Origin of the sequence: Pseudoduganella violaceinigra DSM 15887, from assembly GCF_000425385.1 — a bacterium.
Lineage (GTDB): Bacteria > Pseudomonadota > Gammaproteobacteria > Burkholderiales > Burkholderiaceae_D > Rugamonas > Rugamonas violaceinigra.
The window spans coordinates 272,380-294,386 of the sequence record NZ_KE384356.1 but is presented as its reverse complement, the minus strand read 5'-3'; the positions used below and the strand labels follow the sequence as shown (position 1 = coordinate 294,386).

Annotated in this window: 24 protein-coding genes; 13 read left to right on the top strand and 11 right to left on the bottom strand. The window is 62.1% G+C overall.

What is annotated here, in order from left to right; translation table 11 throughout:
- Nucleotides 1-13: 13 nt before the first annotated feature.
- From H597_RS31475 to H597_RS0117945, 3 genes are read left to right on the top strand one after another with little or no spacing between them, the layout of a single operon-like run.
- Nucleotides 14-1,345: an ABC transporter substrate-binding protein gene (locus tag H597_RS31475; protein WP_229632205.1), complete on the top strand. Its 1,332-nt coding sequence runs from the start codon at nt 14-16 to the stop codon at nt 1,343-1,345.
- Nucleotides 1,317-2,030 (top strand): response regulator, encoded by a 714-nt coding sequence (locus H597_RS0117950; RefSeq protein ID WP_028103342.1) that lies wholly within the window; start codon nt 1,317-1,319, stop codon nt 2,028-2,030. The genes H597_RS31475 and H597_RS0117950 overlap by 29 nt, the downstream gene beginning before the upstream one ends.
- Entirely contained in the window at nt 2,023-3,456 is a 1,434-nt protein-coding gene (locus tag H597_RS0117945; RefSeq protein WP_028103341.1) for an ATP-binding protein, read from the top strand. The genes H597_RS0117950 and H597_RS0117945 overlap by 8 nt, the downstream gene beginning before the upstream one ends.
- Nucleotides 3,457-3,458: 2 nt before the next feature.
- Here H597_RS0117945 and H597_RS0117940 read toward each other — a convergent pair whose 3' ends face one another.
- The 9 genes from H597_RS0117940 to H597_RS0117900 all read right to left on the bottom strand — a co-directional run bounded on the left by H597_RS0117940 (nt 3,459) and on the right by H597_RS0117900 (nt 12,604).
- Nucleotides 3,459-4,040, bottom strand: a complete 582-nt coding sequence (locus tag H597_RS0117940) for a hypoxanthine-guanine phosphoribosyltransferase (RefSeq protein WP_028103340.1) — start codon at nt 4,038-4,040, stop codon at nt 3,459-3,461.
- 95 nt (nt 4,041-4,135) lie between these two features.
- Nucleotides 4,136-5,392, bottom strand: a complete 1,257-nt coding sequence (locus H597_RS0117935) for a phenylacetate--CoA ligase family protein (protein WP_028103339.1) — start codon at nt 5,390-5,392, stop codon at nt 4,136-4,138.
- Complete coding sequence (locus tag H597_RS0117930; protein WP_028103338.1) at nt 5,392-5,745, bottom strand: MmcQ/YjbR family DNA-binding protein; 354 nt, start codon at nt 5,743-5,745, stop codon at nt 5,392-5,394. The genes H597_RS0117935 and H597_RS0117930 overlap by 1 nt, the downstream gene beginning before the upstream one ends.
- 2 nt (nt 5,746-5,747) lie before the next feature.
- Nucleotides 5,748-6,548: an ABC transporter ATP-binding protein gene (locus H597_RS0117925; RefSeq protein ID WP_028103337.1), complete on the bottom strand. Its 801-nt coding sequence runs from the start codon at nt 6,546-6,548 to the stop codon at nt 5,748-5,750.
- A gap of 7 nt (nt 6,549-6,555) precedes the next feature.
- Nucleotides 6,556-7,860 (bottom strand): ABC transporter substrate-binding protein, encoded by a 1,305-nt coding sequence (locus tag H597_RS0117920; protein ID WP_028103336.1) that lies wholly within the window; start codon nt 7,858-7,860, stop codon nt 6,556-6,558.
- A gap of 29 nt (nt 7,861-7,889) precedes the next feature.
- Nucleotides 7,890-8,948, bottom strand: a complete 1,059-nt coding sequence (locus tag H597_RS0117915) for a branched-chain amino acid ABC transporter permease (protein ID WP_028103335.1) — start codon at nt 8,946-8,948, stop codon at nt 7,890-7,892.
- Between the two features lie 3 nt (nt 8,949-8,951).
- On the bottom strand, nt 8,952-9,848 hold the full coding sequence (locus H597_RS0117910) for a branched-chain amino acid ABC transporter permease (protein WP_028103334.1): 897 nt from the start codon (nt 9,846-9,848) through the stop codon (nt 8,952-8,954).
- A gap of 6 nt (nt 9,849-9,854) precedes the next feature.
- Nucleotides 9,855-10,667 carry an ABC transporter ATP-binding protein gene (locus H597_RS0117905; protein ID WP_028103333.1) on the bottom strand — a complete coding sequence of 271 codons (813 nt, stop codon included), beginning with the start codon at nt 10,665-10,667 and terminating at the stop codon, nt 9,855-9,857.
- 14 nt (nt 10,668-10,681) lie between these two features.
- Nucleotides 10,682-12,604 (bottom strand): AMP-dependent synthetase/ligase, encoded by a 1,923-nt coding sequence (locus H597_RS0117900; protein WP_028103332.1) that lies wholly within the window; start codon nt 12,602-12,604, stop codon nt 10,682-10,684.
- A gap of 122 nt (nt 12,605-12,726) precedes the next feature.
- Here H597_RS0117900 and H597_RS0117895 point away from each other — a divergent pair, with 122 nt between their 5' ends.
- Entirely contained in the window at nt 12,727-13,410 is a 684-nt protein-coding gene (locus H597_RS0117895) for a Crp/Fnr family transcriptional regulator (protein ID WP_035374591.1), read from the top strand.
- Nucleotides 13,411-13,523: 113 nt separating this feature from the next.
- Nucleotides 13,524-14,330 (top strand): beta/gamma crystallin-related protein, encoded by an 807-nt coding sequence (locus tag H597_RS0117890; RefSeq protein WP_028103330.1) that lies wholly within the window; start codon nt 13,524-13,526, stop codon nt 14,328-14,330.
- Between the two features lie 4 nt (nt 14,331-14,334).
- Here the strand turns inward: H597_RS0117890 and H597_RS0117885 are convergent, their stop codons facing one another.
- Complete coding sequence (locus H597_RS0117885; protein WP_028103329.1) at nt 14,335-15,120, bottom strand: nucleotidyltransferase domain-containing protein; 786 nt, start codon at nt 15,118-15,120, stop codon at nt 14,335-14,337.
- A gap of 137 nt (nt 15,121-15,257) precedes the next feature.
- On the opposite strand from H597_RS0117885, the gene H597_RS0117880 reads away from it, so the two are divergent.
- The 6 genes from H597_RS0117880 (at nt 15,258) to H597_RS0117855 (ending at nt 20,021) form a co-directional block, all read left to right on the top strand.
- Nucleotides 15,258-17,048: an aminopeptidase P family protein gene (locus H597_RS0117880; RefSeq protein ID WP_028103328.1), complete on the top strand. Its 1,791-nt coding sequence runs from the start codon at nt 15,258-15,260 to the stop codon at nt 17,046-17,048.
- Nucleotides 17,045-17,308, top strand: coding sequence for a hypothetical protein (locus H597_RS0117875; RefSeq protein ID WP_028103327.1), 264 nt, complete (start codon nt 17,045-17,047; stop codon nt 17,306-17,308). The genes H597_RS0117880 and H597_RS0117875 overlap by 4 nt, the downstream gene beginning before the upstream one ends.
- A gap of 11 nt (nt 17,309-17,319) precedes the next feature.
- Nucleotides 17,320-18,063 (top strand): MgtC/SapB family protein, encoded by a 744-nt coding sequence (locus H597_RS0117870; RefSeq protein WP_028103326.1) that lies wholly within the window; start codon nt 17,320-17,322, stop codon nt 18,061-18,063.
- A 9-nt stretch (nt 18,064-18,072) separates the two neighbouring features.
- Complete coding sequence (locus tag H597_RS0117865; RefSeq protein ID WP_028103325.1) at nt 18,073-18,657, top strand: DUF924 family protein; 585 nt, start codon at nt 18,073-18,075, stop codon at nt 18,655-18,657.
- Nucleotides 18,657-19,487, top strand: a complete 831-nt coding sequence (locus H597_RS0117860; protein WP_035374589.1) for a Rossmann-like and DUF2520 domain-containing protein — start codon at nt 18,657-18,659, stop codon at nt 19,485-19,487. The genes H597_RS0117865 and H597_RS0117860 overlap by 1 nt, the downstream gene beginning before the upstream one ends.
- Nucleotides 19,488-19,658: 171 nt before the next feature.
- The gene (locus H597_RS0117855; protein ID WP_028103323.1) at nt 19,659-20,021 is read left to right on the top strand and encodes a hypothetical protein; all 363 of its coding nucleotides are present in this window, start codon (nt 19,659-19,661) and stop codon (nt 20,019-20,021) included.
- On the opposite strand, the gene H597_RS0117850 is transcribed toward H597_RS0117855, so the two are convergent.
- Entirely contained in the window at nt 20,012-20,590 is a 579-nt protein-coding gene (locus H597_RS0117850; protein WP_028103322.1) for a putative pterin-binding protein, read from the bottom strand. The two genes, H597_RS0117855 and H597_RS0117850, sit on opposite strands and share 10 nt — an antisense overlap.
- A gap of 18 nt (nt 20,591-20,608) precedes the next feature.
- Between H597_RS0117850 and H597_RS0117845 the strand changes: the two genes are divergently transcribed.
- Nucleotides 20,609-21,202, top strand: coding sequence for an alpha-ketoglutarate-dependent dioxygenase AlkB family protein (locus tag H597_RS0117845; RefSeq protein ID WP_028103321.1), 594 nt, complete (start codon nt 20,609-20,611; stop codon nt 21,200-21,202).
- Between the two features lie 184 nt (nt 21,203-21,386).
- Nucleotides 21,387-21,971: a porin family protein gene (locus H597_RS0117840; RefSeq protein WP_028103320.1), complete on the top strand. Its 585-nt coding sequence runs from the start codon at nt 21,387-21,389 to the stop codon at nt 21,969-21,971.
- Nucleotides 21,972-22,007: the final 36 nt, after the last annotated feature.

The following is a 22,007-nucleotide window of genomic DNA, read 5'->3' as shown; positions in this document are numbered from 1 at the left end:
GCTGGAGTAGTAGGTGCACAAGTTCCACCGGCGTTTGCAGATTGTGCGCCTGGCGCGCCTGCTTTCACTCCCCCTGTTGCTGACATCCCTGGCGGGCCACGCAGCCCCTGGGCCGTCATTGCAGGTGCTCCACTGGTGGACGTCGGCAGGCGAACGCCATGCAGCCAATGTGCTGGCGGCGCGCCTCGGCGACGAAGGCGTTACCTGGCAGGATGCGGCGATTCCCGGCGGCGCCGGCCTAGGCGCCGGCAAGGTGCTGCGCAGCCGCGTCCTGGCCGGCAACGCTCCGGATGCCACGCAGATCATCGGCGTCTCCATCGGGGAATGGGCGGAACTCGGCCTGTTGCTGGAACTGGATAACGTAGCCAATGCAGGAAACTGGAACAAGGCCTTATTTCCCACCGTGCGGGAGCTGGTTCGCCATCGCGGCCATGTGGTGGCCGCACCGCTTGGTATCCACCGCATCAATACCTTGTTTTACAGCCGCAAGGTGTTTGCGCGCCTGAATCTCGCGCCGCCCGCGACCTGGGCCGAATTCGAGAAGGTGGCGCGGCAATTGCGGGGCGCCGGGATCGCTCCGCTGGTCCAGAGCAGCGAACCTTGGCAGGTGGCGACCTTGTTCGAAAACCTGTTGCTCGCCACCGGCGGCCCTGACTATTACCGCGAGCTGTTCGTGCGGCAAAGCCCGCAGGCGGCAGCCGACCCGCGCCTGGCGCAGGCACTGCAGCGCCTGCGCGCCATGAAAGGCTGGATGCTCAATTCCACCGACGAACAACCCTGGACCGATGCGGTCCGGCGCTTCGCGCGCGGCGAGGCAGCCATGTTCGTCATGGGCGACTGGGCCAAGGCGGAACTCGATGAAATGGGCCAGGCCATCGACACCGACTTTGCCTGCGCAGCGATACCCGGTACCGAGAACTACCACTTGTACAGCGTCGACACGCTGGCCATGTTCGTCAATGATTATGCGCATCAGGCGGCGCAGGAAAAGCTGGCGAAAGCCGTGATGTCGCCGCTCGCACAGCAGCAGTACAGCGCAGCCAAAGGCTCGGTGCCGGTGCGCCGCGACGCCAATCCCGCCACCATGGACAGCTGCGCACGTTCATCCTGGCGCAGCTTTGCACGGGGCCAGGCGGTCCAGGCGCCAAGCCTGGTGCACCGCATGGCGGCCGACGAGGAAAGCCGCGACGCCATCATCGCCGAACTTCACCGCTTCTACGTGGACGACAGCCAGACTGTGGCCGAAACGCAGCGCCGCCTGGGCGGGCTGTTGCGCACCCTGAACCTCCGCTCACACAAACAGCAAGGAAACCAGCATGGCACGCAAGATCCTGATCGTCGATGACGACCAAAAAACCCGGCTGCTGCTCAAGACCTATCTGGAAAAGAACCAGTATGAGGTGATCCTTGCCCACGATGGCGAGAGCTTCCTGGCCGAATTGCACGCGCACGCCGAGCAGCTTGCGCTGGTGATCCTGGACGTGATGCTGCCCGATACCGACGGCTTCGCGCTGTGCCGCATCGTGCGCAAGCGTTCCAACCTGCCCATCATCATGTTGACCGCCAGTTCCGACGAGACCGACCGCGTGGTGGGCCTGGAACTCGGCGCTGATGATTACATCGCCAAGCCGTACAGTCCGCGGGAGCTGCTGGCCCGTATCAAGGCCATCCTGCGCCGCGCCGGCGCGGACCCCGCGCCAACGGTGCGCTCCTACCATTTCAACGGCTTTACGCTCGACCTGGCGGAACGTACCGTGGTGGATAGCGCAGGCGCGCCGCTGGCGCTGACGGGACTCGATTTCCAGCTGCTGAAGTATTTTGTCGAGCATGCCGGCACGGTACTGGACCGCGGCTTGCTGTGCGAGGAAACGCGCGGGCGCGATTCCGGCCCGCTGGACCGCTCACTGGACGTGCAGATCAGCCGCCTGCGCCTGCGCTTGAACGACGACGGCAAGCAGCCGATGCTGATCAAGACTGTGCGCGGCGCAGGCTATGTATTTTCCGCCACGGTGGCGGTGACGCATGCTTAAGCTCTGGCCGCAGTCGTTGCTGGCGCGGCTGTCGCTGGTGATGGTGGCGGGGCTGTTGCTGACGCAGGTGGCGGTCAGCGTTCTGTGGACGATACAGCTGCGCGACAAGACCCAGGCGGACGTCAAGTCGGCCGCGCAATACCTGGGGCAGGGCGCGGCCAGTTCGATCCGCTTCTTCCGCAGCCTTCCACCGAGCTACCGCAGTCTGTTGATACAGCAGTTCCGGGAAATGGGCGGCACCCGCTTCTACGTCGCACTGAATCGCGGCGCGGTCGCCGTGCAGCAGATCGAGCCGAATACGCTGGCAACGAGCGCCCTGGGTGCGCTGGAGGCCACGCTGCGCAAGGACCTGCCGGGGGAAAGCCGGATACGCCTGGATTTCGCATGGCCGGACCAGCTGACTGTATCGCCCGATGGCGTCCGCGTGGGCGACCTGCCCGAGGCCTGGGTGCGCCACATCCTCCTGCTCAAGCCCGATCCCGCGCCGATCCTGGTGATCCAGACCGAACTCGAGCCGGGCAATTGGCTGTACCTCGCCACGTTGATGCCCAATCCATATTTCCTGAACAGCAACGACCCTCTGTCGGCGGACAAGCTGGTGGTGCAGGGCGTTTCGCTGGCGGTGCTGCTGCTGCTGTCCTTCCTGGTGGTGCGGTCGATTACGCGTCCGCTGGCCGCCCTGTCCGACGCGGCGGAAACATTCGGCAAGGATGAAAATGCGCCCGCCCTGCCGGAATCGGGCAGCCGGGAATTCGTCAACACTGCGCGCGCCTTCAGCGCCATGCGCGAGCGTATCGCCAAGTACATCAAGGATCGGGAGCGCCTGTTCATCTCCATCTCGCACGACTTGCGCACGCCAATCACGCGGCTGAAGCTGCGCGCCGAACTGCTGGATGACGACGCCTTGCGCGGCGAGTTCGAAGAAGACCTTGATGAACTGGACATGATGGTCAAGGGCGCGCTGCAGTGCGTGAAGGACAGCGATATCCACGAAAACCCGGCCGAAGTGAAGCTCGATCCCCTGATCCGCCGCCTGGCGCGCAGCGCGGAACTGGCGGGCCACAGCGTGGCATACGACGATAGCGGCGTCGCCGTGCGTGGCAAGCCGCTGGCGCTGAAGCGCGCCATCGGCAACCTGCTCGATAACGCCTTGTTCTATGGCGAGCGCGCGCAGCTCAGCGTGCGTTCATTGGATGGTTGGACGGAAATCGCGGTGCGCGACCATGGCCCCGGCGTGCCGGAAGAAGCGATACCGAGCCTGCTGGAGCCGTATGTCCGCCTTTCCCATGGCCGCGAGCGCAATGACTCGGGCATGGGGCTGGGCCTGGGCATTGCCAAAGGCATTGTGGAGGGCCATGGCGGCCAACTGGTGCTGGCCAATCACCCGGAGGGCGGACTGAATGCCGTAATCCGCCTGCCGGCCTGAGTTCAGCCCTTGCGCAAGTCAGCCGGGTTGATGGCCCACAGGCCCGGCAGGTTGCGCCAATAACCGTAAGCGTCCATGCCGAAGCCCACCACGAAGCGGTTCGGAATGGTCAGGCCGATCAGGTCAGCCTTGACCGGCTTGGATTTGCCAATGTCCTTGTCGCAGAAGACGGCGATGATCACTTCCTTGGCGCCCATTTCCAGCAGGCGTTCCTTGACGTGGGCCAGGGTTTCGCCTTCATCGAGAATGTCGTCCAGCACGATCACGGTGCGCCCGGATACGGTCGGGCGCGGAACGACCTTCCACACCACTTTGCCGCCCTGGTCGTCATCGCCGTAGCGGCTGACGTGGATGTAGTCGAATTCGAGCGGGAAGGTCAGCTGCGGCAGGATGTTGCCGGTGAAGACGACTGCGCCGCCCATGACACCGAGCACCAGGGGGAATTCCTGCTTCGACGCGTCGCCAAAGCGATCATTGAGCGCATCGGCCATGCGGCTGACCGATGCCTGCACCGTTTCCTTGTCGAAGAGTTCTTCCGCGTTCTCCAGCAGAGCGCGTGCGCGGTTGTGGTGAAAATCTTGCATGATGTTTCTGCGGCAGGTCAAGAATGGTTCAATTATCCCGCCATTCCGCCGCCTGCCCTAGGAACAGTTGGATTTACACCACATGCGGCCTGATCTCAGCTGTAATCGCGCACATCGTCGATGATCTTGCCGTCATTGGGCAGGCTGCCGCGTGGCGCGAACAGGACCTCGCCGCGCAGCTTGGTGATATCGCGGATGGTGGCGATGATTTCGGCGGATTGCTGCCGCAGGGCCGGGTCGTCGGTTTCGCAGTGCAGCGTCATCACTTCCTCGGCGATCTTGCCCGAAACAACCAGGCGCGCCTTGGCCATGCCGGGATGGCGGCGCGTGATCTCATGCACTTGCGACGGGTGGACGAACATGGCGCGTACCTTGGTGGTTTGGTCGGCACGGCCCAGCCAGCCCTTGATGCGGGTGTTGGTGCGGCCGCAGGGCGAAGCTTCCGCATTGCTCAAGACCGCCGACAGGTCGCCGGTGGCAAAGCGGATCAGCGGATAGTCGGGGTTGAACAGAGTGACCACGACTTCGCCGACTTCGCCCGGTGCGACAGGTTCGCCGGAGCCGGGGCGCACGATCTCCAGCAGCACCTCCTCGTCCAGCACCATGCCGGGATTGAGTTTGCCGTTGCTGCGCGTCTCATAGGCGATGCTGCCGATGTCTGCCGAGGCGTAGGTCTGGATCACCTGCGGCACGCCGTGGTCGGCGAACCATTGGCGCAGCGACTCGGGCAGCGCTTCGGCGCCTATCATGGCGCGCTGCACGCTGCTGATGTCCGCGCCCATTTCGGCTGCCTTCTCGATAATGATCTTCAGGAAGGATGGCGTGCCGATATAGGTATCCGGCCGCAGCTCCGCCATTGCCTGCACCTGGAGTTCGGTCTGGCCGGCGCCGGCGGGGATCACCGTGCAGCCGATACGCGCCGCGCCGCCTTCCACCATGAAGGCGGCCGGCGTGAAATGGTAGGAGAAGCAGTTCTGCACCAGGCTGCCGGGGCGCACGCCAGCGGCGTACATGGGGCGGGAAAAACGCCACCAGTCGATTGAACGGCCCTCCGGATCGAAGATGGGACCTGGCGACATGAAGATGCGGCCCAGCTTAGCCACGGGCGTGCTGTTCAAGCCGCCGAAGGGGCGCTCCTGCGCCTGCAGCGCCTTCAGGTCCGATTTTCGCGTGACCGGCAACTGCGCCAGCATCTCGCGGCTGTTGATGCGCGCAGCATCGACGCCGGACAGGATGCGCGCCCAGCCCGGCGCCGACTGCGCCTGCGCCACCAGCAAGGGCAGGCGTTCCATCAGATCGCGTTCGCGCTCGGCGTGCGGGCGCGTTTCGAGGCTGTCGAGGGTTTCGGCCATCATGCCGCTCCTTCAATCTCGCGTTGCAGTTTCTTGGTCAGTTTGGCAAATACCAGCTCGTGCGAGCGCTTGAGAAGGGCCTTTGCTTCCGCATCCGGCAGCTTGGACAGGTCTTCCACCCTGACCCACCTGGCGCGCGCAAGGTAGGGCGCCGGGATGATGCCGTCGCGATCTGTCAGTTCCAGGAAGCGGTCGTCGTCGACTTTGAAGCTGATTGCCTTGGCTTTGTCGTTCGCATCCATCGCGGCAAACATTTTTTCACCGACCGAAAACACCAGGTTGCATTCCCATTTGATGTCTTCGGTGGTCCCGGGCAGGGTACGGCAGAATTCTTTGGCTTTGTTCAGGTTCATGATTAAGCTAACCAGCGTTTGCGGCGACGGTAAAATTTCATGTCGCGGAAGCTCTTGCGGCCGGCACCGGACATGCCGAGGTAGAACTCCTTGACGTCTTCATTGTTGGCCAGTTCGCTGGCCTCGCCCTCCATCACCACCCGGCCGTTTTCGAGGATGTAGCCGAAGTCGGCGTAGCGCAGGGCCACATTGGTGTTCTGCTCCGCCAGCAGGAAGGACACATTCTCCTTCGCGTTCAGGTCTTTGACGATGCCGAAGATCTCCTCCACGATCTGCGGCGCGATGCCCATCGAGGGCTCGTCCAGCAGGATCATGGAAGGCTTGGCCATCAACGCGCGGCCGATGGCGCACATCTGCTGCTCGCCGCCGGAGGTATAGCCCGCCTGGCTGTTGCGCCGCTCGCGCAGGCGGGGGAAGTAGTGGTAGACCTTTTCCAGCGATTCCTTCATTTCGCCGCGCGATGCGCTGCGCGTGTAAGCCCCTGTCAGCAGGTTCTCCTCGATGGTCAGGTGGCCGAAGCAGTGGCGTCCTTCCATCACCTGCGACAGTCCGCGCTTGACCAGTTCATTGGGCGTGAGCTGGTCGATGCGCTCGCCCTTGAACTGCACCTCGCCCTTGGTGACGTCGCCGCGCTCGCCGCGCAGCAGGGTCGAGATGGTCTTCAAGGTGGTGGACTTGCCGGCGCCGTTGGCACCCAGCAGGGCGACGATCTTGCCCTGCGGGACCTGTAGCGACACGCCCTTCAGCACCAGAATCACGTGGTCGTAAATGACCTCGATGTTATTGACTGACAGGTAGCTCATTGGCCCCTCACTTCATGCAGGCAGGCGTGATCTTCTTCTCAGCGGCGTATTTGCCGGACGACTCGTCCACCAGCTTGCGCAGCAGGACTTTATCGCCCACCACCCAGTTCGGGGTGACTGCCTTCCAGGATTTTCCATCCCATTGCTGCACTTTCACGGCACCCGAACCTTCATGATCGTCGCAAGAGGTTTTCACGGTCGGGAACATGTTGTAGACGCCCAGTACTTTCTGGCGCGCCTCGTCGATGTTCAGGTTTTCCAGGCCCCAGCGCAGTTGTTCGCCGTTCACGGCTTTCCCTTTGCCGAACTTCTCCTGCGCGGCGCGCATCGCTTCCACATACATCACGCCCGCGGTCAGGCCGCGCATGTGGTACACGGAGCCGATGCGGCTCTGGTCGGCCAGGTTGCCCTTGCCGCCGGCATATACCTTCTTGCGCAGTTCATCCAGCAGCGGATAGTTGCCGGGCGTATTGAAGGTCATCGAGGAGTAGCCCTTGGCCGCATCGCCCGATGGCACGGTGTCTTCCTCGGAACCGGCCCACCAGACGCCCAGCATCTTTTCGCGTGGGAAGCCGTTGCGCTGCGCGGTCTTGATGGCCACGGAGTTCATCACGCCCCAGCCCCACAGAATCACATAGTCCGGTTTGGCCTGGCGGATCTGCAGCCACTGCGACTGCTGTTCGCTGCCCGGCGGTGCGACCGGGATCTTGACCAGTTCAAAGCCGTATTGGGCGGACATCGCTTCCAGCACCGGCAGCGGTTCCTTGCCGAAGGCGGAGTCGTGGTACAGGTGCACGATCTTCTTGCCTTTCAGCTTGTCCATGCCGCCGCTCTTTTCGCCCAGGTATTTCACCATCGCCGCCGCCTGGCTCCAGTAGTTCGAGATCAGCGGGAAGACATAGGGGAAGACCTTGCCGTTGGCGGCGTCCGAGCGGCCGTAGCCAAGGGTCGTCATCGGGATCTTGTCCTGCGGGATGCGGTCCAGGATGCCGTAGGCGATACCGGTCGACAGCGGCTCGACCACCGTGGCGCCGCCGTTCTTGGTTTTCAGGCGCTCATAGCATTCCACGCCGCGCGAAGGATTGTATTCGGTCTCGCATTCTTCCCAGCTGATCTTCACGCCGTTGACGCCACCGTTGGCATTGACCAGGTTGAAGTAGTCAATGATGCCGCCGTAAAAGCCTGAGCCGCCCGCAGCATACGGGCCGACGCGGTAGGAGGGCAGGGCGACGAATTGTTCCGCAGGTTGCGCCCATGCGCTGCTGGCGACGATGCTGCTTGCTACGGCAATGCCAAATACGAACGATTTCATTTGTTGTCTCCAGGTTTTTAGTTGACCGCTCAGTGGGGGAAGGGCCACAGGCGGAGTTTCTCTTTACCGATTTGCCATAAACGCGCCAGACCGTGGGGCTCCACGATCAGGAAGAATATGATCAGGGCGCCGAACACCATCAGCTCCAGGTTGGACGCCACGGTTGTCGGCAGGGCCAGGCCGTGCGCCAGGATATTCAGAAACACGGGCAGCAGCACAATGAAGGCCGAGCCGAGGAAGGCGCCCAGCACCGAACCGACGCCGCCGATAATGATCATGAACAGGATGCGGAAGGACAGTTCCAGGTTGTAGGCTTCCGGTTCCACGGTGCCGAGGTAGGCAAAGGCGTACAGCGCGCCGGCCACGCCGCAGTAGAAAGAGCTCACGGCGAAAGCCAGCAGCTTGGTGCGCATCAGGCGGATGCCGATCACTTCCGCCGCCACGTCCATGTCGCGCACCGCCATCCAGGAGCGGCCTACATTGGAGCGGATCATGTTCTTGGCCAGCAGCGCCATGACGGCCACCACGGCCAGTACCAGCAGATACTTGCGCTCCGGGGTATCGAAGCCGTAGCCGAAGATTTCCATTTTCTGCGCGGTGATCACGCCGGACGAGCTGTAATTCGTCAGCCAGCCGATCTTGGTCAGGCACCACACCACGAAAAATTGCGTGGCCAGCGTGGAAGCGGCCAGGTAGAAGCCGCGGATGCGCAGCGAAGGCAGCCCGAAAGCAATCCCCACCATCGCGGCGCACAGGCCGCCAAGTACAAAGGCCAGCAGGACGGGAATGCCGGGCACGCGCAGCATGAAGTTATAGGCCGAGAAGGCGCCCACCGCCATGAAGGCGGCGGTCCCCAGCGAGAGCTGGCCGGCATATCCGGTCAGGATATTCAGGCCCAGGGCGGCCAAAGCGAAGATAAGGAAGGGAATGAAGATGGCCGACAGCATATAAGGCGACGACACCAGCGGCAGCACCACCAGCGCCACGGCCAGCGTGGTGACGAGGGCGACGCGGTCCTGGCGGATCGGCAGGATCTGGCCGTCCGCCTCGTAGCTGGTCTTGAATTGTCCTGCTTCGCGGTAGAACATCGCTCAGATCCTCCGGATGATTTTTTCGCCGAACAGCCCTTCCGGGCGCACCAGCAGGAACATCAGGGCCAGCACGTACGGGAACCAGCCTTCGATACCGCCGCCCACATGCGGTCCGATATAGACTTCCGCCAGCTTTTCCGAGGCGCCGATAATCAGGCCGCCTACAATTGCGCCCGGCACCGAGGTGAAGCCGCCCAGGATCAGCACCGGCAGCGCCTTCAGCGCGATGAAGGTCAGCGCGAATTGCACGCCATTGCGCGCGCCCCACAACATGCCCGCCACCAGCGCGACGGTGCCCGCGACCCCCCACAGGATGCCCCAGATGCGCTGCAGCGGAATGCCGACCGCCTGAGCCGCCTGGTGATCGTCCGCCACCGCGCGCAGCGCGCGGCCCACTTTGGTCTTGGTGAACATGAGCGCCAGCAGGACCACCATGGCTGCGCAGATGACGGCGGCAACCAGGTCGAAATTGGAGACGATGATGTTGAACTCATTCATGAAGTATTCGCTCGGGACGTCTTCGATCGGCAGGTCCAGCTTATGGACTTGCGAACCCCAGATCAGCTGCGCCAGGCCCTCGATGAAGAAGGCCAGGCCGATGGTGGCCATGAACAGTGTGATCTCGGGCTGGTTGACCAGCGGCCGCAATACCACGCGTTCGATGGCGAGACCAAGGACAACCATGGCCAGCACCGTGGCCGGCACGGCCAGCCACAAAGGGAAGCCAAACTTGTCCATGAAGCCGACGCAGGTCAGCGCGGCAAAGAACACCATCGCCCCCTGGGCGAAATTGAACACGCCGGAGGCCTTGTAGATCAGCACAAAGCCGATCGCCACCAGTGCGTACATCACGCCGGACAGCAAGCCGCCGATCAGCGTCTCGGCGAAGAAGGAAATATCCATTTAGTGGGCCACTCCGAGGTATGCGTCGATCACGTCCTGGTTGGTGCGGACTTCGTCCGGCGTGCCGTCGCCGATCTTCTTGCCGTAATCCAGCACCACGACGCGGTCCGAGATATCCATCACCACGCCCATATCGTGCTCGATCAGCACGATGGTGGTGCCGAATTGCTCGTTCACGTCGAGGATGAAGCGGCACATGTCCTGCTTCTCTTCCACGTTCATGCCGGCCATCGGCTCGTCCAGCAGCAGGATCTGCGGCTCGGCCGCCAGGGCGCGGCCCAGTTCCACCCGCTTCTGCAGGCCGTAGGGCAGGCGGCCCACGGGCGTCTTGCGGATATGCTGGATTTCCAGGAAGTCGATCACTTCCTCGCATTTGCGGCGGTGCTCGATCTCTTCGCGCTGCGCCGGTCCCCAGTACAGGGCCTGCAGCAGGAAGTTCGATTTCATCTTCAGGTTGCGGCCGGTCATGATGTTATCGAGCACCGTCATGCCCTTGAACAGCGCGATATTCTGGAAGGTGCGCGCGATGCCCGACTTGGCGGCGGCGTAGCAATCCATATTCTTGCGCTGCTGGCCGCGATACACGATCTCGCCCTGCTGCGGGCGGTACACGCCGTTGATCACGTTGAGCATCGAGCTCTTGCCCGCGCCGTTGGGGCCGATGATGGCGCGGACCTCGTGTTCTCGTACGTCGAAGGAGATATTGGTCAGCGCCTTGACTCCGCCGAACGACAGCGAGATATTGCGCATGTCCAGGATCACGTCGCCGATCTTGCGGCCGGCAGTGATTGCGCCCGGTTCATTCATTTGCATGATGGCTTCTCCGCTTATGCTGCCGTGAGGTCCATGATCCGCAGGTCCGCCGCCACCGTGCCGGTGCGGCCATCCTCGAATTTGACCTGGGTTTCGATGTATTGCGAAGCCTTGCCGCCGTACAGTGCGTCGATCAGCACCGCGTATTTCTCGGCGATGAATTTGCGGCGCACCTTGCGGGTGCGGGTCAATTCATCGTCGTCAGGGTCGAGCTCCTTGTGCAGCACCAGGAAGCGGTGAACCTGGGTATCCGCCATCAGCGCCTCCTGCGCAAGGTCGGCGTTGACCTTTTCCACGCATTCCTTGACCAGGGCATATGTCTGTTCATGCGCCGCCAGGTCGGTGTATCCCGAATATGCGATTCCGCGCCGTTCGGCCCAGTTGCCCACAGCCTCCATATCGATATTGATGAAGGCCGTGACCCTATCGCGCTGGTGGCCGAACGCCACGGCTTCCTTGATGAAGGGGAAGAACTTCAGTTTGTTCTCGATGTAGTTCGGCGCGAAGATGGCGCCGTTGTTCATCTTGCCCACGTCGGCTGCCCGGTCGATGATGCGCAGGTGGCCGTCATTGTCGAAGATGCCGGCATCGCCGGTATGAAAATAGCCTTCGCCATCGATGGCTTCCGCCGTCGCGTCGGGGCGCTTGTAATAGCAGTGCATCAGCGTCGGCGACTTGACCAGCACTTCGCCGTTCGGCGCCAGTTTCACTTCCACGCCCGGCGCGGGCTTGCCGACCGAGTCGAACTTGATTTCGCCGTCGGGCTGCAGGCAGATATAGGCGCAGGTTTCGGTGGAGCCGTAGAACTGCTTGAGGTTCACGCCGATGGAGCGATAGAAGCGGAACAGGTCCGGCCCGATCGCCGCGCCCGCCGTGTAGGCTACGCGGATGCGCGACATGCCAAGCACATTGCGCAACGGCCCGTACACCAGCACATTGCCGATGGCGTAGCTGATACGGTCGCCCAGCGAAACCTGCTTGCCGTCCAGGATGTCGGAGCCCACGCGGCGCGCCACGCCCATGAAATGGTGGAACATCTTGCGCTTGATCATGCCGGCGTCCTCCATGCGTATCATCACCTGGGTCAGCATGTTCTCGAAGATGCGCGGCGGAGCGAAGTAGTAGGACGGGCCGATCTCGCGCAGATCGTTGGTGACCGTGTCGGATGACTCGGGGCAGTTGACGGTAAAGCCGGCAGTCAGCGCCTGCGCGAAGGAGAACAGGCAGTCGCCCACCCACGCCATCGGCAGGTAGGACAGTACGTTCTCGGAATCGGTCAGCTTGTCGAAGCTGATACCGCCGATGGCAGCGGACAGCAGCGCCTTGTGCGTCTGGCACACGCCCTTGGGCTTGCCGGTCGTGCCGGAGGTGTACAGGATGATGGCGCTATCGCTTTCCTTGCCCTCCGCGATCGATGCCTCATAAAAGCCCGGGTGCGCCTTGTCGTACTCGCGGCCCAGTTCCTGCAGGCTGGCATAAGACATCAGTTGCTGGTGCGTGTAGTTGCGCATGCCCCGTTCGTCTTCATAGGCGATGTGCGCGATCGAGGGGCACTGTTCGCACAGGTCGAGCAGCTTGTCGACCTGCTCCTGGTCTTCCACGATGGCGTACTGGATTTCCGCATTCTCCAGCACGAAGGCCAGGTCGGCGGCGGGAGCATCCTGATACATGGGGACCGGCACGCCGCCAAGGCACTGCGCCGCCAGCATCGACCAATACAGGCGCGGGCGGTTGTCGCCGATGATGGCCAGGTTCATGCCGCGCTGGAAGCCGATCGCCGCCAGGCCGCAAGCCAGTGCACGCACTTCGGCATTCACCTGCTGCCAATCCCAGGTCTGCCAGATGCCCAGGTCCTTTTCGCGGAACGCAGGCTTTTGCGGCCGCTCCTTGCCGTGCTGAAGCAGCCTGCGAGGGAAGGTCGTCAGATTATCCTGCACGGTGTCTCCTTGGTTTTTTAGGTGCCTAGGGCTTTTTGTGTGATGATATTAGCGTGAGCTAAGTCGCAAGGTTGTCATTTCAAAGACAATTGGCCGACTTTTGATGGTGCGACGCAACAACAATGAAAACTGAACCCAGCCTGATTGAAGCCATTCGCAGTTCCACCTGGGCGCCTGTGTTGACAGCGGAGCAGCTAGCCCGTGTGGAGGCGACCTGTTACGAGGAATTCATCCCCAAAGGGGGATATGTTTGCCATAAAGGCGAAATTGTCGATAATTGGATCGGCATTATTTCGGGCATGGTGAAAATGAATAACTTTTCGCCGAACGGAAAAAGCGTCACATTTACTGGCGTTCCGCCCGGCGGCTGGTTTGGCGAAGGGTCTTTACTGAAAGACGAACATCGCCGTTACGACGCAATGACCCTGCGCGACAGCCGTATTGCACGCATGCCGGCGGTCACCTTCCACTACCTGCTCGAGAATAGCCTACCCTTCACCAGGTTCCTCTTGATGCAGCTCAACGAACGCTTGGGTCAGTTCATCGGTATGGTGGAAAACGAACGCTTGCTGGACCCGGACACGCGCGTTGCACGGTGCCTGGCGTCACTATTTAATTCCCATTTGTATCCTGGCATCGAACGGCTGGTGCAGATCTCGCAGGAAGAGGTGGGCTTGCTCTCGGGCGCCTCGCGCCAGCGCGCCAACCAGGCGTTGCAGGTACTGGAAAAGGAAGGGTTGTTGCGGGTCGATTACGGCGGGATCCGAATCCTCGACCTCGACGGCCTGCGCCGCTTCGAGGCTTGAGCCGCTCAGAGCAGGAGCCACCGTAACTTAATTTTTGCAACGCGCGTTCCCGAACAGACCAGCTTACTTGATCGCGGCATGCTGGGCGCACCTGATCTGTATCGGAGGACATCATGAACTTTCCAATCAGAACTTTGCTGGCGGCTGGCATGACTTTGCTGAGCGCTCAGGCATTTGCGCAAATTACCCTCTATCCAGGCGAGGGCTGGCGTGGCCGCCCCATGAATGTGAGCAGTTCCATTCGCGACCTGCGCTCGGCGGGCTTTGATGACCGTGCCTCGTCGGTGGTGGTCGACCGCGGGCGCTGGGAAGTCTGCGAAGACCCCAATTTTGGAGGCGAGTGCAAAATCCTGCGTCCGGGCAGCTATGAATCATTGCGCGGCATGGGACTGGACAATAGCATTTCTTCCATCCGGGCCGTACCGAGCCGGCGCCGATATGACGAAATGGCCTACGCACCTCAGCCGTTGCCGCAAGCGACCTACGAGTACCGCATGCGTCCAAGCGAACGCACCTATGAAGCGCCCATCACCTCGGCGCGCGCCGTGGTCGGTCCGCCGGAACAACGCTGCTGGGTTGAACGGCAGCAGGTCACTTCCTCGGGTGACAACGGCACAGCGGGTGCGATCGCGGGCGCCCTGATCGGCGGCGTGCTTGGACACCAGGTAGGCAAGGGGTCGGGCCGCGACATTGCTACCGTCGGCGGTGCGATCGCCGGTGCCGCGGTTGGTTCCAATGTCGGCCGCAACAGCGGCAATCAGTACGCCGAAAACGTCCAGCGCTGCGAAGCGGTGCCCAGCAGGACACCGCAGTACTGGGACGTGACCTATGAATTCCGCGGCACGGAACACCGCGCCCAGCTCTCGGCGGAACCGGGGCGCTACATTACGGTCAATCGCGAAGGCGTGCCGCGCATGTAGCGTACTAACGTTGTTCGGCCAGGGTGGCGTGGAACAGCCGGTTCAGTTCTGTGTTGACGTCAATGCTGCGGTCGCGCACCACATCTGGCCGGTCGAGGCGGGCAAGTTCCGCCTCGATAAACCGGTTCAGGCATGGGACCGGTTCGGACAGCCCCATTTCTGGCGCAGCCTTCTTCTTTTCCAGCAGCACAGCGATGGCATCCAGTAATTCCGTTTCGCCCTCGAGCAGGTGCAGCATCTTGTCGAATTCGATCGGCGCGGCCGTACCGTAGCGCTCCAGCCAACGTACTGCCAGCAGCGGGCGCAATACATAGAAGTATTTTTTCAACGGTACCATCTCGGCCTTCAAATAGCCGCGATAGTTTGTTTTCGCCATACTGCGGTAATGGTAAATGCCGTTCTCGCAGGAATACACTGTAGGAAGCAATTCGCGCGCTCCTTGCGCGAAGCCCCCATGCGAACGATAAAGGATCGGCGACTGGATCCATTCGACAAACGCCGGGTTGGACCTGCGGAAAAGCCTCAGCGCCTTGCGAACATCCCATCCATTGAGGTCGATGTCGTCGACGATCTCGTATTCAATGACATCGCGCCGCTCTTCAAGATCAACGGCCAGGTACCAGTCAGACTCGTGCGCGTAAATGAAACGCACATCGAAATCGCTGTTCGGAGATGCAAAGCCCCACGCCCGGCTGCCGGATTCGACGGCCAGCAGAATCCTTACGTTATGCTCGGCTTCCGCTGCCGCGAGCCGGCGCATGATCTCTTCGCGTACATCTTCAGGTATCAATTCTTCACTGCCTTTAACTTGAGTTATGCCAACCCCTTCGGCGATGTCGGAACAGGCATCGAACGAAGGGATGGAGAATCATGGCATAGAGATAGCGCTGTTGCAAAGAAACCGCGCAATCGGGGTATGATTGCGCTATGAAAGATTCAATCAGCACCAGACTGGAATCCATGCGCGCGGCGATGCGCCGTCATCAGGTCGATGCCTGCATGGTCCCTTCCTCCGATCCGCATTTGTCCGAATACCTGCCGCCCCGCTGGCAGGGGCGTGAATGGCTGTCGAATTTCACTGGATCGGTGGGCACCTTCATCATCACCCAGGATTTCGCGGGCGTCTGGACCGACGGCCGTTACTGGACCCAGGCGGAGTCTGAACTGGCCGGCACCGGCGTCAAGCTGATGAAAATTTCATCAGGCGCCAGCGTGCAGTACGTGGACTGGCTGGCGGAAACGCTGAAGCCCGGCCAGATGCTGGCAGTCGATGGCGCGGTGCTCGGCCTGTCGATTGCCCGCCTGCTGCAGGCGCGCGGCATCGCCATGCGTACGGATCTCGACCTGCTGAATGAGGTGTGGACCGACCGTCCGGGCCTGCCCGCCGCGCCGGTGTACGAGCATCAGCGCCCGTACGCCGACCTGTCCCGCGCCGCCAAGCTGGCTGCCCTGCGCGCGGAAATGGCGCGTCAGGGGGCGACCCACCACATCATTTCGACGCTCGACGATATCGCCTACCTGTTCAACCTGCGCGGCGCGGACGTCAATTACAACCCGATCTTCCTGTCCCACGCATTGATCGACCAGGAACGCGTAATGCTGTTCGTCGCGGCGGGCAAGATCGACCCCGGCCTGGCAGCCCTGCTGGCCGCCGACAATGTATTCGTCGCGCCATATGCGGAAGCTGCACAGGCGCTGGCCGCGATCCCGGCAGGCAGCACGCTGCTGCTGGATCCGCGCCGTCTCACTTTCGGTACCCGCCAGGCGGTTTCCGAAAGCGTCACGGTGATCGAAGCGGTCAATCCAAGCACTTTCGCCAAGTCGCGCAAGACCGCACGGGAAGCAGACCACGTGCGCGCCACGATGGAGCAGGATGGCGCCGCACTGTGCGAATTTTTCTGCTGGCTGGAGCAAACCCTGGCCGATCCGCGCCGCGAGCCTTTGACTGAATACGCCGTCGGCCAGCACCTGCTGGAGGCGCGCCGCCGCCGTCCGGGCTTCGCCAGCCCGAGCTTCGGCACGATTGCCGGCTTCAACTCCAACGGCGCGATCATGCATTACCGCGCGCCTGAGCTGGGCAGCGCCGTGATTGAAGGCGACGGGCTGCTGTTGCTCGATTCCGGCGGCCAGTATTACGGCGGCACTACCGACATCACGCGCGTGGTGCCGGTCGGCGCCATTACCGAGGAACATAAGCGCGATTTCACCCTGGTCCTGAAGGGCATGATGGCCTTGTCCGTCGCCCAGTTCCCGCGCGGCGTGAAGTCGCCGATGCTCGATGCGATCGCGCGCGCGCCGCTGTGGGCGGCCGGCATCGATTTCGGCCACGGCACGGGCCACGGCGTCGGCTATTTCCTCAATGTGCACGAAGGGCCGCAATCGATTTCCCCATCGACGCCGCCGGAAGCGCATACGGCGATGGAGCCTGGCATGATCACCTCCAACGAACCGGGTATTTACCGGCCCGGCAAATGGGGCATCCGCATCGAAAATCTGGTGCTGAACGTGCCGGCTGCGGAATCCGGATTCGGCGAATTCCTGCGCTTCGAAACGCTGACCCTGTGCCCAATCGATACCCGCTGCGTCGATACATCCCTGCTGCGCGAAGACGAAATCCATTGGCTGAACGACTACCACGCCACCGTGCGCCAGCGCCTGGCCAAGCATGTCGGCGGCGCCGCGCTGCGCTGGCTGGAAGAAAGGACTGAGGCAATATGAGCCGCTCCACCAAGGCATCCAACGCGCTGGCGCGACTGAAAGAGCGTTCCGGCAACCAGGCCTATTCGCTGACCATGACCGGCAGCGGCCATTTCTTCCTGACTGAAGGCCTGGGCCAGCCGCCCCTTTGTCCGCCAATGGAGCTGGACGATTTTGTCGCCTTCGTCAACGCGCAAGGGCCGCAAAAAGTCAGACGCGTCAGCAAACTCGATGTAGCATTTGAAAAGCAGCTCACAGCGAAGAAAACTCCAAAAACATGAGTGAGGCAGCGATGCCCAGCATAGAATTCCTGCGTGCCTACTGGTCGTCCGGCGAACTGGCGACCAATTTCGTAATCCTGATGAACATCGCCGGGGCGCTGCTGCTTGGGCTGTTGGTCGGCTATGAGCGCTCCTACCACGGCCGAGCGGCCGGCATGCGTACCTATGGGCTGGTGTGCATGGCCTCGGCCGCTTTGACCGTGCTGTGCGGCTATCCCTCGCTGTGGTTCGGCGGCCATATGTCGGAGCTGGTCGGCACCGACCCGACCCGCGTGGTCCAGGGCATCGTGACCGGTATCGGCTTCCTCGGCGCGGGCGTGATCATGCGCGAGGGCTTCAATATTTCCGGCCTGACGACGGCGGCCTCGATCTGGGCGTCGTCTGTGATCGGGGTGGCGGTGGGCCTGGGTTTCTACCTTGGCGCCATGGGCCTGGCCTTCCTGTGCGCGATGTCGATGATTTTCCTGTCCAAGCTGGAGGCATGGCTGCCGTCGCGCCACGCAATCGCCATCACCATGCGCTTCAAGCCGGGTTTCGAGCCGAAGGAAGACCAGCTGCGCGCCATGGCACTGGAGCGCGGATACCAGATCGCCGGCGGCTCGCTGACGATCGGCATGGACCAGGGTAAGCTGGAATGGCGCTTCGTGGCGCTGGCGCTCAGCAAGCGCAGCGGCTCGCCGCTGTCGCGCATCGCCGAGGAGATGACGCATTTCGACGGCATCGACAGCTTCCAGGTCACCCATGCACGCAACTAGGAGAGAAGGTTGATCATTCACTCACAAGATGTTCTTGATTTCTGGTTCCTGCCGATCGGCGCCAAGGGACACAATATGTCGCGCCCCGAATGGTGGCGCAAGGACGACGCGTTCGATCGCCTGATCTTCCAGCAGTTCGGCGATGTGATCGAACAGGGACTGGTGGGCGGCCTGCGCCAATGGGACGATGAAGGCACCCAGGGCACGCTGGCGCGCATCATCGTGCTCGACCAGTTCACACGCAATGTCTACCGCGGCACGCCGAAGGCCTTTGCCGGCGATGAGCTGGCGCTGGAGGCGGCGAAAGCCCTCGACGATTCGGGCGCAAACCAGACCTTGCCGCCGGCCCAGCGCGCATTCTCTTACATGCCGCTCGAGCATTCGGAAAACCTGTCGATGCAGATGCGCTGCGTGGACTTGTTCGCGATGCTGGCGGCCGATTCGCCGGGCTATGCCGGCATGCTCGACTTCGCCAAGAAACATTTCGAAGTGATCCACCGTTTCGGGCGCTTCCCGCACCGTAACGCCATCCTGGGGCGCGAGTCGACCCCGGAAGAAGTCGAATTCCTCAAGCAGCCGGGGTCCAGTTTCTGATGTTGAGCCTTTCCGTCGTGGGCGGCGGCCATGTGGGCCGTGTGCTGGGGCGCCTGTTTTCACAAACCGGTGCCTTTGTAATACAGGACGTGCTGGCGCGTTCAATGGGCAGCGCCGGGCAGGCTGCAGCCTTCATTGGCGCCGGAAGGCCGGGTGTCGCGGGCGCTGCCGCAAGGCGCGCCGATGTCTATATGCTGAGCGTCACCGACGACCAGATCGCACCGGCTTGCGCAGCCCTGGCCGCCGCCGTACCGCTTCAATGCGCGGTGGTATTCCATTGCAGCGGCGCCCTGGCGTCGGACCGATTGCAGGCCGCGCGTGCGGCGGGCGCCCATGTGGCGAGCGTCCATCCGATTCGCAGCTTTGCCGATGTGGAAGCCGTGGCGTCCGGCTTTGCCGGCACCTTCTGCGGCGTGGAGGGCGACCAGCAGGCACTCGATGTCCTGTTGCCGGCGTTCGCCGCAATCGGCGCCAGGGCGGTCCAGATCGACGCGTCCGCCAAGACCGTGTACCACGCGGCTGCTGTATTTGCCAGCAACTACCTGGTGACCGTGATCGATGCCGCCTTGCGCTCATACCAGGCGGCGGGCATTCCCGAAACCGTAGCGCGCGAGCTGGCGCGGCCACTTGCGCTAGAGTCGATGGAAAATGCGTTCCGCCTCGGTGCCGCACCGGCCCTGACCGGACCCGTCGCACGCGGCGATATGGCGACCGTGCTGAGGCAACAGGATGCGGTGATGGCATGGGACGCGGCAACCGGCCAGCTATACCGGGCCCTGGTCCCGCCCACCATGGCGCTGGCCGAGCGCAAACGCAACGGGCAACCCTAAGGCCCCCTTGCAAATCAGCAGTGCAAAAGTATAGTTGAAGGGAAGGTAATGACCTTTGCCCCGGCTTTTGTTGTGGTGGAGCAAAAAGATTAGCGCGGACTGGTGACAAACCTAGCCATTAGCAATAAGCTAGTCCAATTGGGGAATGCCATAAAGTTCTAGGGGAACGCTATGTTATTTTTGAAATCCACATCTGTCACCAAGGCGCCTGGCATCTACGAAGTTGACATCGCCGCCAAGCCGCCTGGCAAGACTTTCGGTGTGTACATGGCAACCGACCCGGACAATCCACCGACCGCCGTGCTGGAAGCGCTGGCTGCCGGCGGCTTCAAGCAAGTGCACAGCTCCGGCTATACCCACAAAGACCGCGGCAAGGTGCTGGACCTGCATTTCCAGAAAGACGGCACCGACCTGTTCAATGGCTGGAAGGTGGATGAAGCCGAAGCCAATATGGCCATCATCAACAAGATCTTCGGCGACATCGGGGTGGAGATCACCCCGCGGGTGATGTCGCTGGCCGAAGCTTACGCCTGAACCTCGATGTGATACAGGGCCCAGGGGCAAGCGCCAAAGCGTTCGCCCACGGGCTTGCTGGCCATCTCAGGCACGCGATCGGCGTCGTAGATTGCCCATAGCGGACCCAATCCCCCCAGCGCCATCGGCGCGCCGTCCAGGTGCGTGGCAACGATGTAGCGCTGCGCCTTGACGCGCGACATCGGCACCGCCGCAGCATAGCCATCCACCGCCCGCAGTAGCAGCTTGCTGTTGTCATGGGTTTGCGCGCCGGCGGCCTTCAGCACATCCGCCAGCAGCGGACCGGACAGCGTGTGCGGGCGGCTATCGTATTCCAGCGTCGGCTTGATGGTGATCGATGGCATGGCCGCCAGTGCCGCAAAATCAAAGGTGAACGCCTTGTCGAAGCTCAGGTGCTGGCGCTGCATCATCTGGTCGGCCACGCGGTCAAAGCTGCCGCGGTTGGGTTTGGCAATCGCCCCGGTCACGGTCAGCAGCGCCGGACCGCGTTCGGACTTGGGCGCAGCGACGGCCAGGGACGGGAGGGCGCCGGCCGCTGCCACGGCGCCAAGGAAGTGACGTTTATTCATTGCGATATCATAACGTGTATGGACCTGTTTTCCGCCGAAGCTGAGCTATTACCCATTCCGATCGAGGATGGCGAACTGTATTTCATGCAGCAGCTGCCGCTCGTTGTGGATAACGCTGAAGTTATGCAGCGGCTGTTGGAGGAAACGGCATGGAAGGCGGAAACGATTTTCCTATTCGGGCGGGAAGTGGCGCAGCCGCGCCTGAGTGCCTGGTACGGCGAGCAGCGCTATACCTATTCCGGCCGCACCTTTGAACCTCTGCCGTTCACCCCGCTGCAGCTGGAGATCAAGCGGGCTGTCGAGGCTGCCAGCGGCAAACGCTTCAACAGTGTGCTGTTGAACTATTACCGCAACGAGCAGGACAGCATGGGCTTCCACAGCGATGACGAAGCGGAACTGGGCCCGCAGCCCGCCATCGCCTCGGTCAGCTTTGGCGCCACCCGCACCTTTATCCTGAAGCACAAAAAGCTGCCAAAAACCGTGAAGATCGATCTGACCGATGGCAGCCTGCTGCTGATGGCGGGAAAACTCCAGCATTGCTGGCGGCACGGCGTCAATAAAGAGCGCCAAGCCTGCGGCGCGCGCATTAATCTCACATTTCGGCTCATCTGAAGCCAAATGTCCGTATCTTGTGCCGAACCTTGGCAATTCAAGCGCACTTACAATTCCACACAATTCTTACCAGTTCGTCTCCCCCTTGAACTTTTGGCAGTGTTATCGTGTTTTCCATCGCACTTCCTCAGACGAAGCGCGATCACAGGCAAGTCCAATTCACTTTTGCTGAGAGATCACGAACATGAAAAAAATCGCATTCGCACTTATCGCTACCGCCGCTGCCCTCGGTGCAGCTTCTGTCCAGGCGCAGGAACTGAAGCCGTATGTCGGCGCCGGCGTGGTGGCCAATTCGAACAAGTACACCCTGCCTAACGACACCAGCAATGGCGACAAGAAGAGCACCGAATACGGTGGCAAGATCTTCGGCGGCGTGCAGATCGACAAAACCTGGGGCGTGGAAGCCGGTTACGTAGACTTCGGCAAACAGTCGTACAACTACACCACCGGCGCCGGCACCGGCAGCATCGAAGGCAAAGCCAAGTCCTTCTATCTGGCCGGCAAGGGCACCTTCCCGATCAACCAGCAGGTTGCGCTGACCGGCAAGCTGGGTGTGGCGCACAACAAGAACGACGTGCGCGCGACCGGCCTGGCTTCCGCCTACAACGGCGATAGCAGCCGTAACGCACTGTACGCCGCGGTTGGCGCTGAATACGCCTTCACCGACAAAGTCTCGGGCGTGCTGGAGTACGAACACTTCGGCAAGAACGACATTGACCAGGGCCGCCGCAAAGGCGCGTTCAATCTGGGCGTCAAGGCAAGCTTCTGAGTCGAGGGGGAGGGCAGTTCAGCTGCTTCCCCCCGC

What these genes read in the sequence shown, in the direction of transcription:
- H597_RS0117950 (WP_028103342.1), top strand. Translation starts at nt 1,317, where the DNA reads ATGGCACGCAAGATCCTGATCGTCGATGACGACCAAAAAACCCGGCTG.
- H597_RS0117945 (WP_028103341.1), top strand. Translation starts at nt 2,023, where the DNA reads ATGCTTAAGCTCTGGCCGCAGTCGTTGCTGGCGCGGCTGTCGCTGGTG.
- H597_RS0117940 (WP_028103340.1), bottom strand. Translation starts at nt 4,040, where the DNA reads ATGCAAGATTTTCACCACAACCGCGCACGCGCTCTGCTGGAGAACGCG.
- H597_RS0117935 (WP_028103339.1), bottom strand. Translation starts at nt 5,392, where the DNA reads ATGGCCGAAACCCTCGACAGCCTCGAAACGCGCCCGCACGCCGAGCGC.
- H597_RS0117930 (WP_028103338.1), bottom strand. Translation starts at nt 5,745, where the DNA reads ATGAACCTGAACAAAGCCAAAGAATTCTGCCGTACCCTGCCCGGGACC.
- H597_RS0117925 (WP_028103337.1), bottom strand. Translation starts at nt 6,548, where the DNA reads ATGAGCTACCTGTCAGTCAATAACATCGAGGTCATTTACGACCACGTG.
- H597_RS0117920 (WP_028103336.1), bottom strand. Translation starts at nt 7,860, where the DNA reads ATGAAATCGTTCGTATTTGGCATTGCCGTAGCAAGCAGCATCGTCGCC.
- H597_RS0117915 (WP_028103335.1), bottom strand. Translation starts at nt 8,948, where the DNA reads ATGTTCTACCGCGAAGCAGGACAATTCAAGACCAGCTACGAGGCGGAC.
- H597_RS0117905 (WP_028103333.1), bottom strand. Translation starts at nt 10,667, where the DNA reads ATGCAAATGAATGAACCGGGCGCAATCACTGCCGGCCGCAAGATCGGC.
- H597_RS0117895 (WP_035374591.1), top strand. Translation starts at nt 12,727, where the DNA reads ATGAAAACTGAACCCAGCCTGATTGAAGCCATTCGCAGTTCCACCTGG.
- H597_RS0117890 (WP_028103330.1), top strand. Translation starts at nt 13,524, where the DNA reads ATGAACTTTCCAATCAGAACTTTGCTGGCGGCTGGCATGACTTTGCTG.
- H597_RS0117880 (WP_028103328.1), top strand. Translation starts at nt 15,258, where the DNA reads ATGAAAGATTCAATCAGCACCAGACTGGAATCCATGCGCGCGGCGATG.
- H597_RS0117875 (WP_028103327.1), top strand. Translation starts at nt 17,045, where the DNA reads ATGAGCCGCTCCACCAAGGCATCCAACGCGCTGGCGCGACTGAAAGAG.
- H597_RS0117870 (WP_028103326.1), top strand. Translation starts at nt 17,320, where the DNA reads ATGCCCAGCATAGAATTCCTGCGTGCCTACTGGTCGTCCGGCGAACTG.
- H597_RS0117860 (WP_035374589.1), top strand. Translation starts at nt 18,657, where the DNA reads ATGTTGAGCCTTTCCGTCGTGGGCGGCGGCCATGTGGGCCGTGTGCTG.
- H597_RS0117855 (WP_028103323.1), top strand. Translation starts at nt 19,659, where the DNA reads ATGTTATTTTTGAAATCCACATCTGTCACCAAGGCGCCTGGCATCTAC.
- H597_RS0117850 (WP_028103322.1), bottom strand. Translation starts at nt 20,590, where the DNA reads ATGAATAAACGTCACTTCCTTGGCGCCGTGGCAGCGGCCGGCGCCCTC.
- H597_RS0117845 (WP_028103321.1), top strand. Translation starts at nt 20,609, where the DNA reads ATGGACCTGTTTTCCGCCGAAGCTGAGCTATTACCCATTCCGATCGAG.
- H597_RS0117840 (WP_028103320.1), top strand. Translation starts at nt 21,387, where the DNA reads ATGAAAAAAATCGCATTCGCACTTATCGCTACCGCCGCTGCCCTCGGT.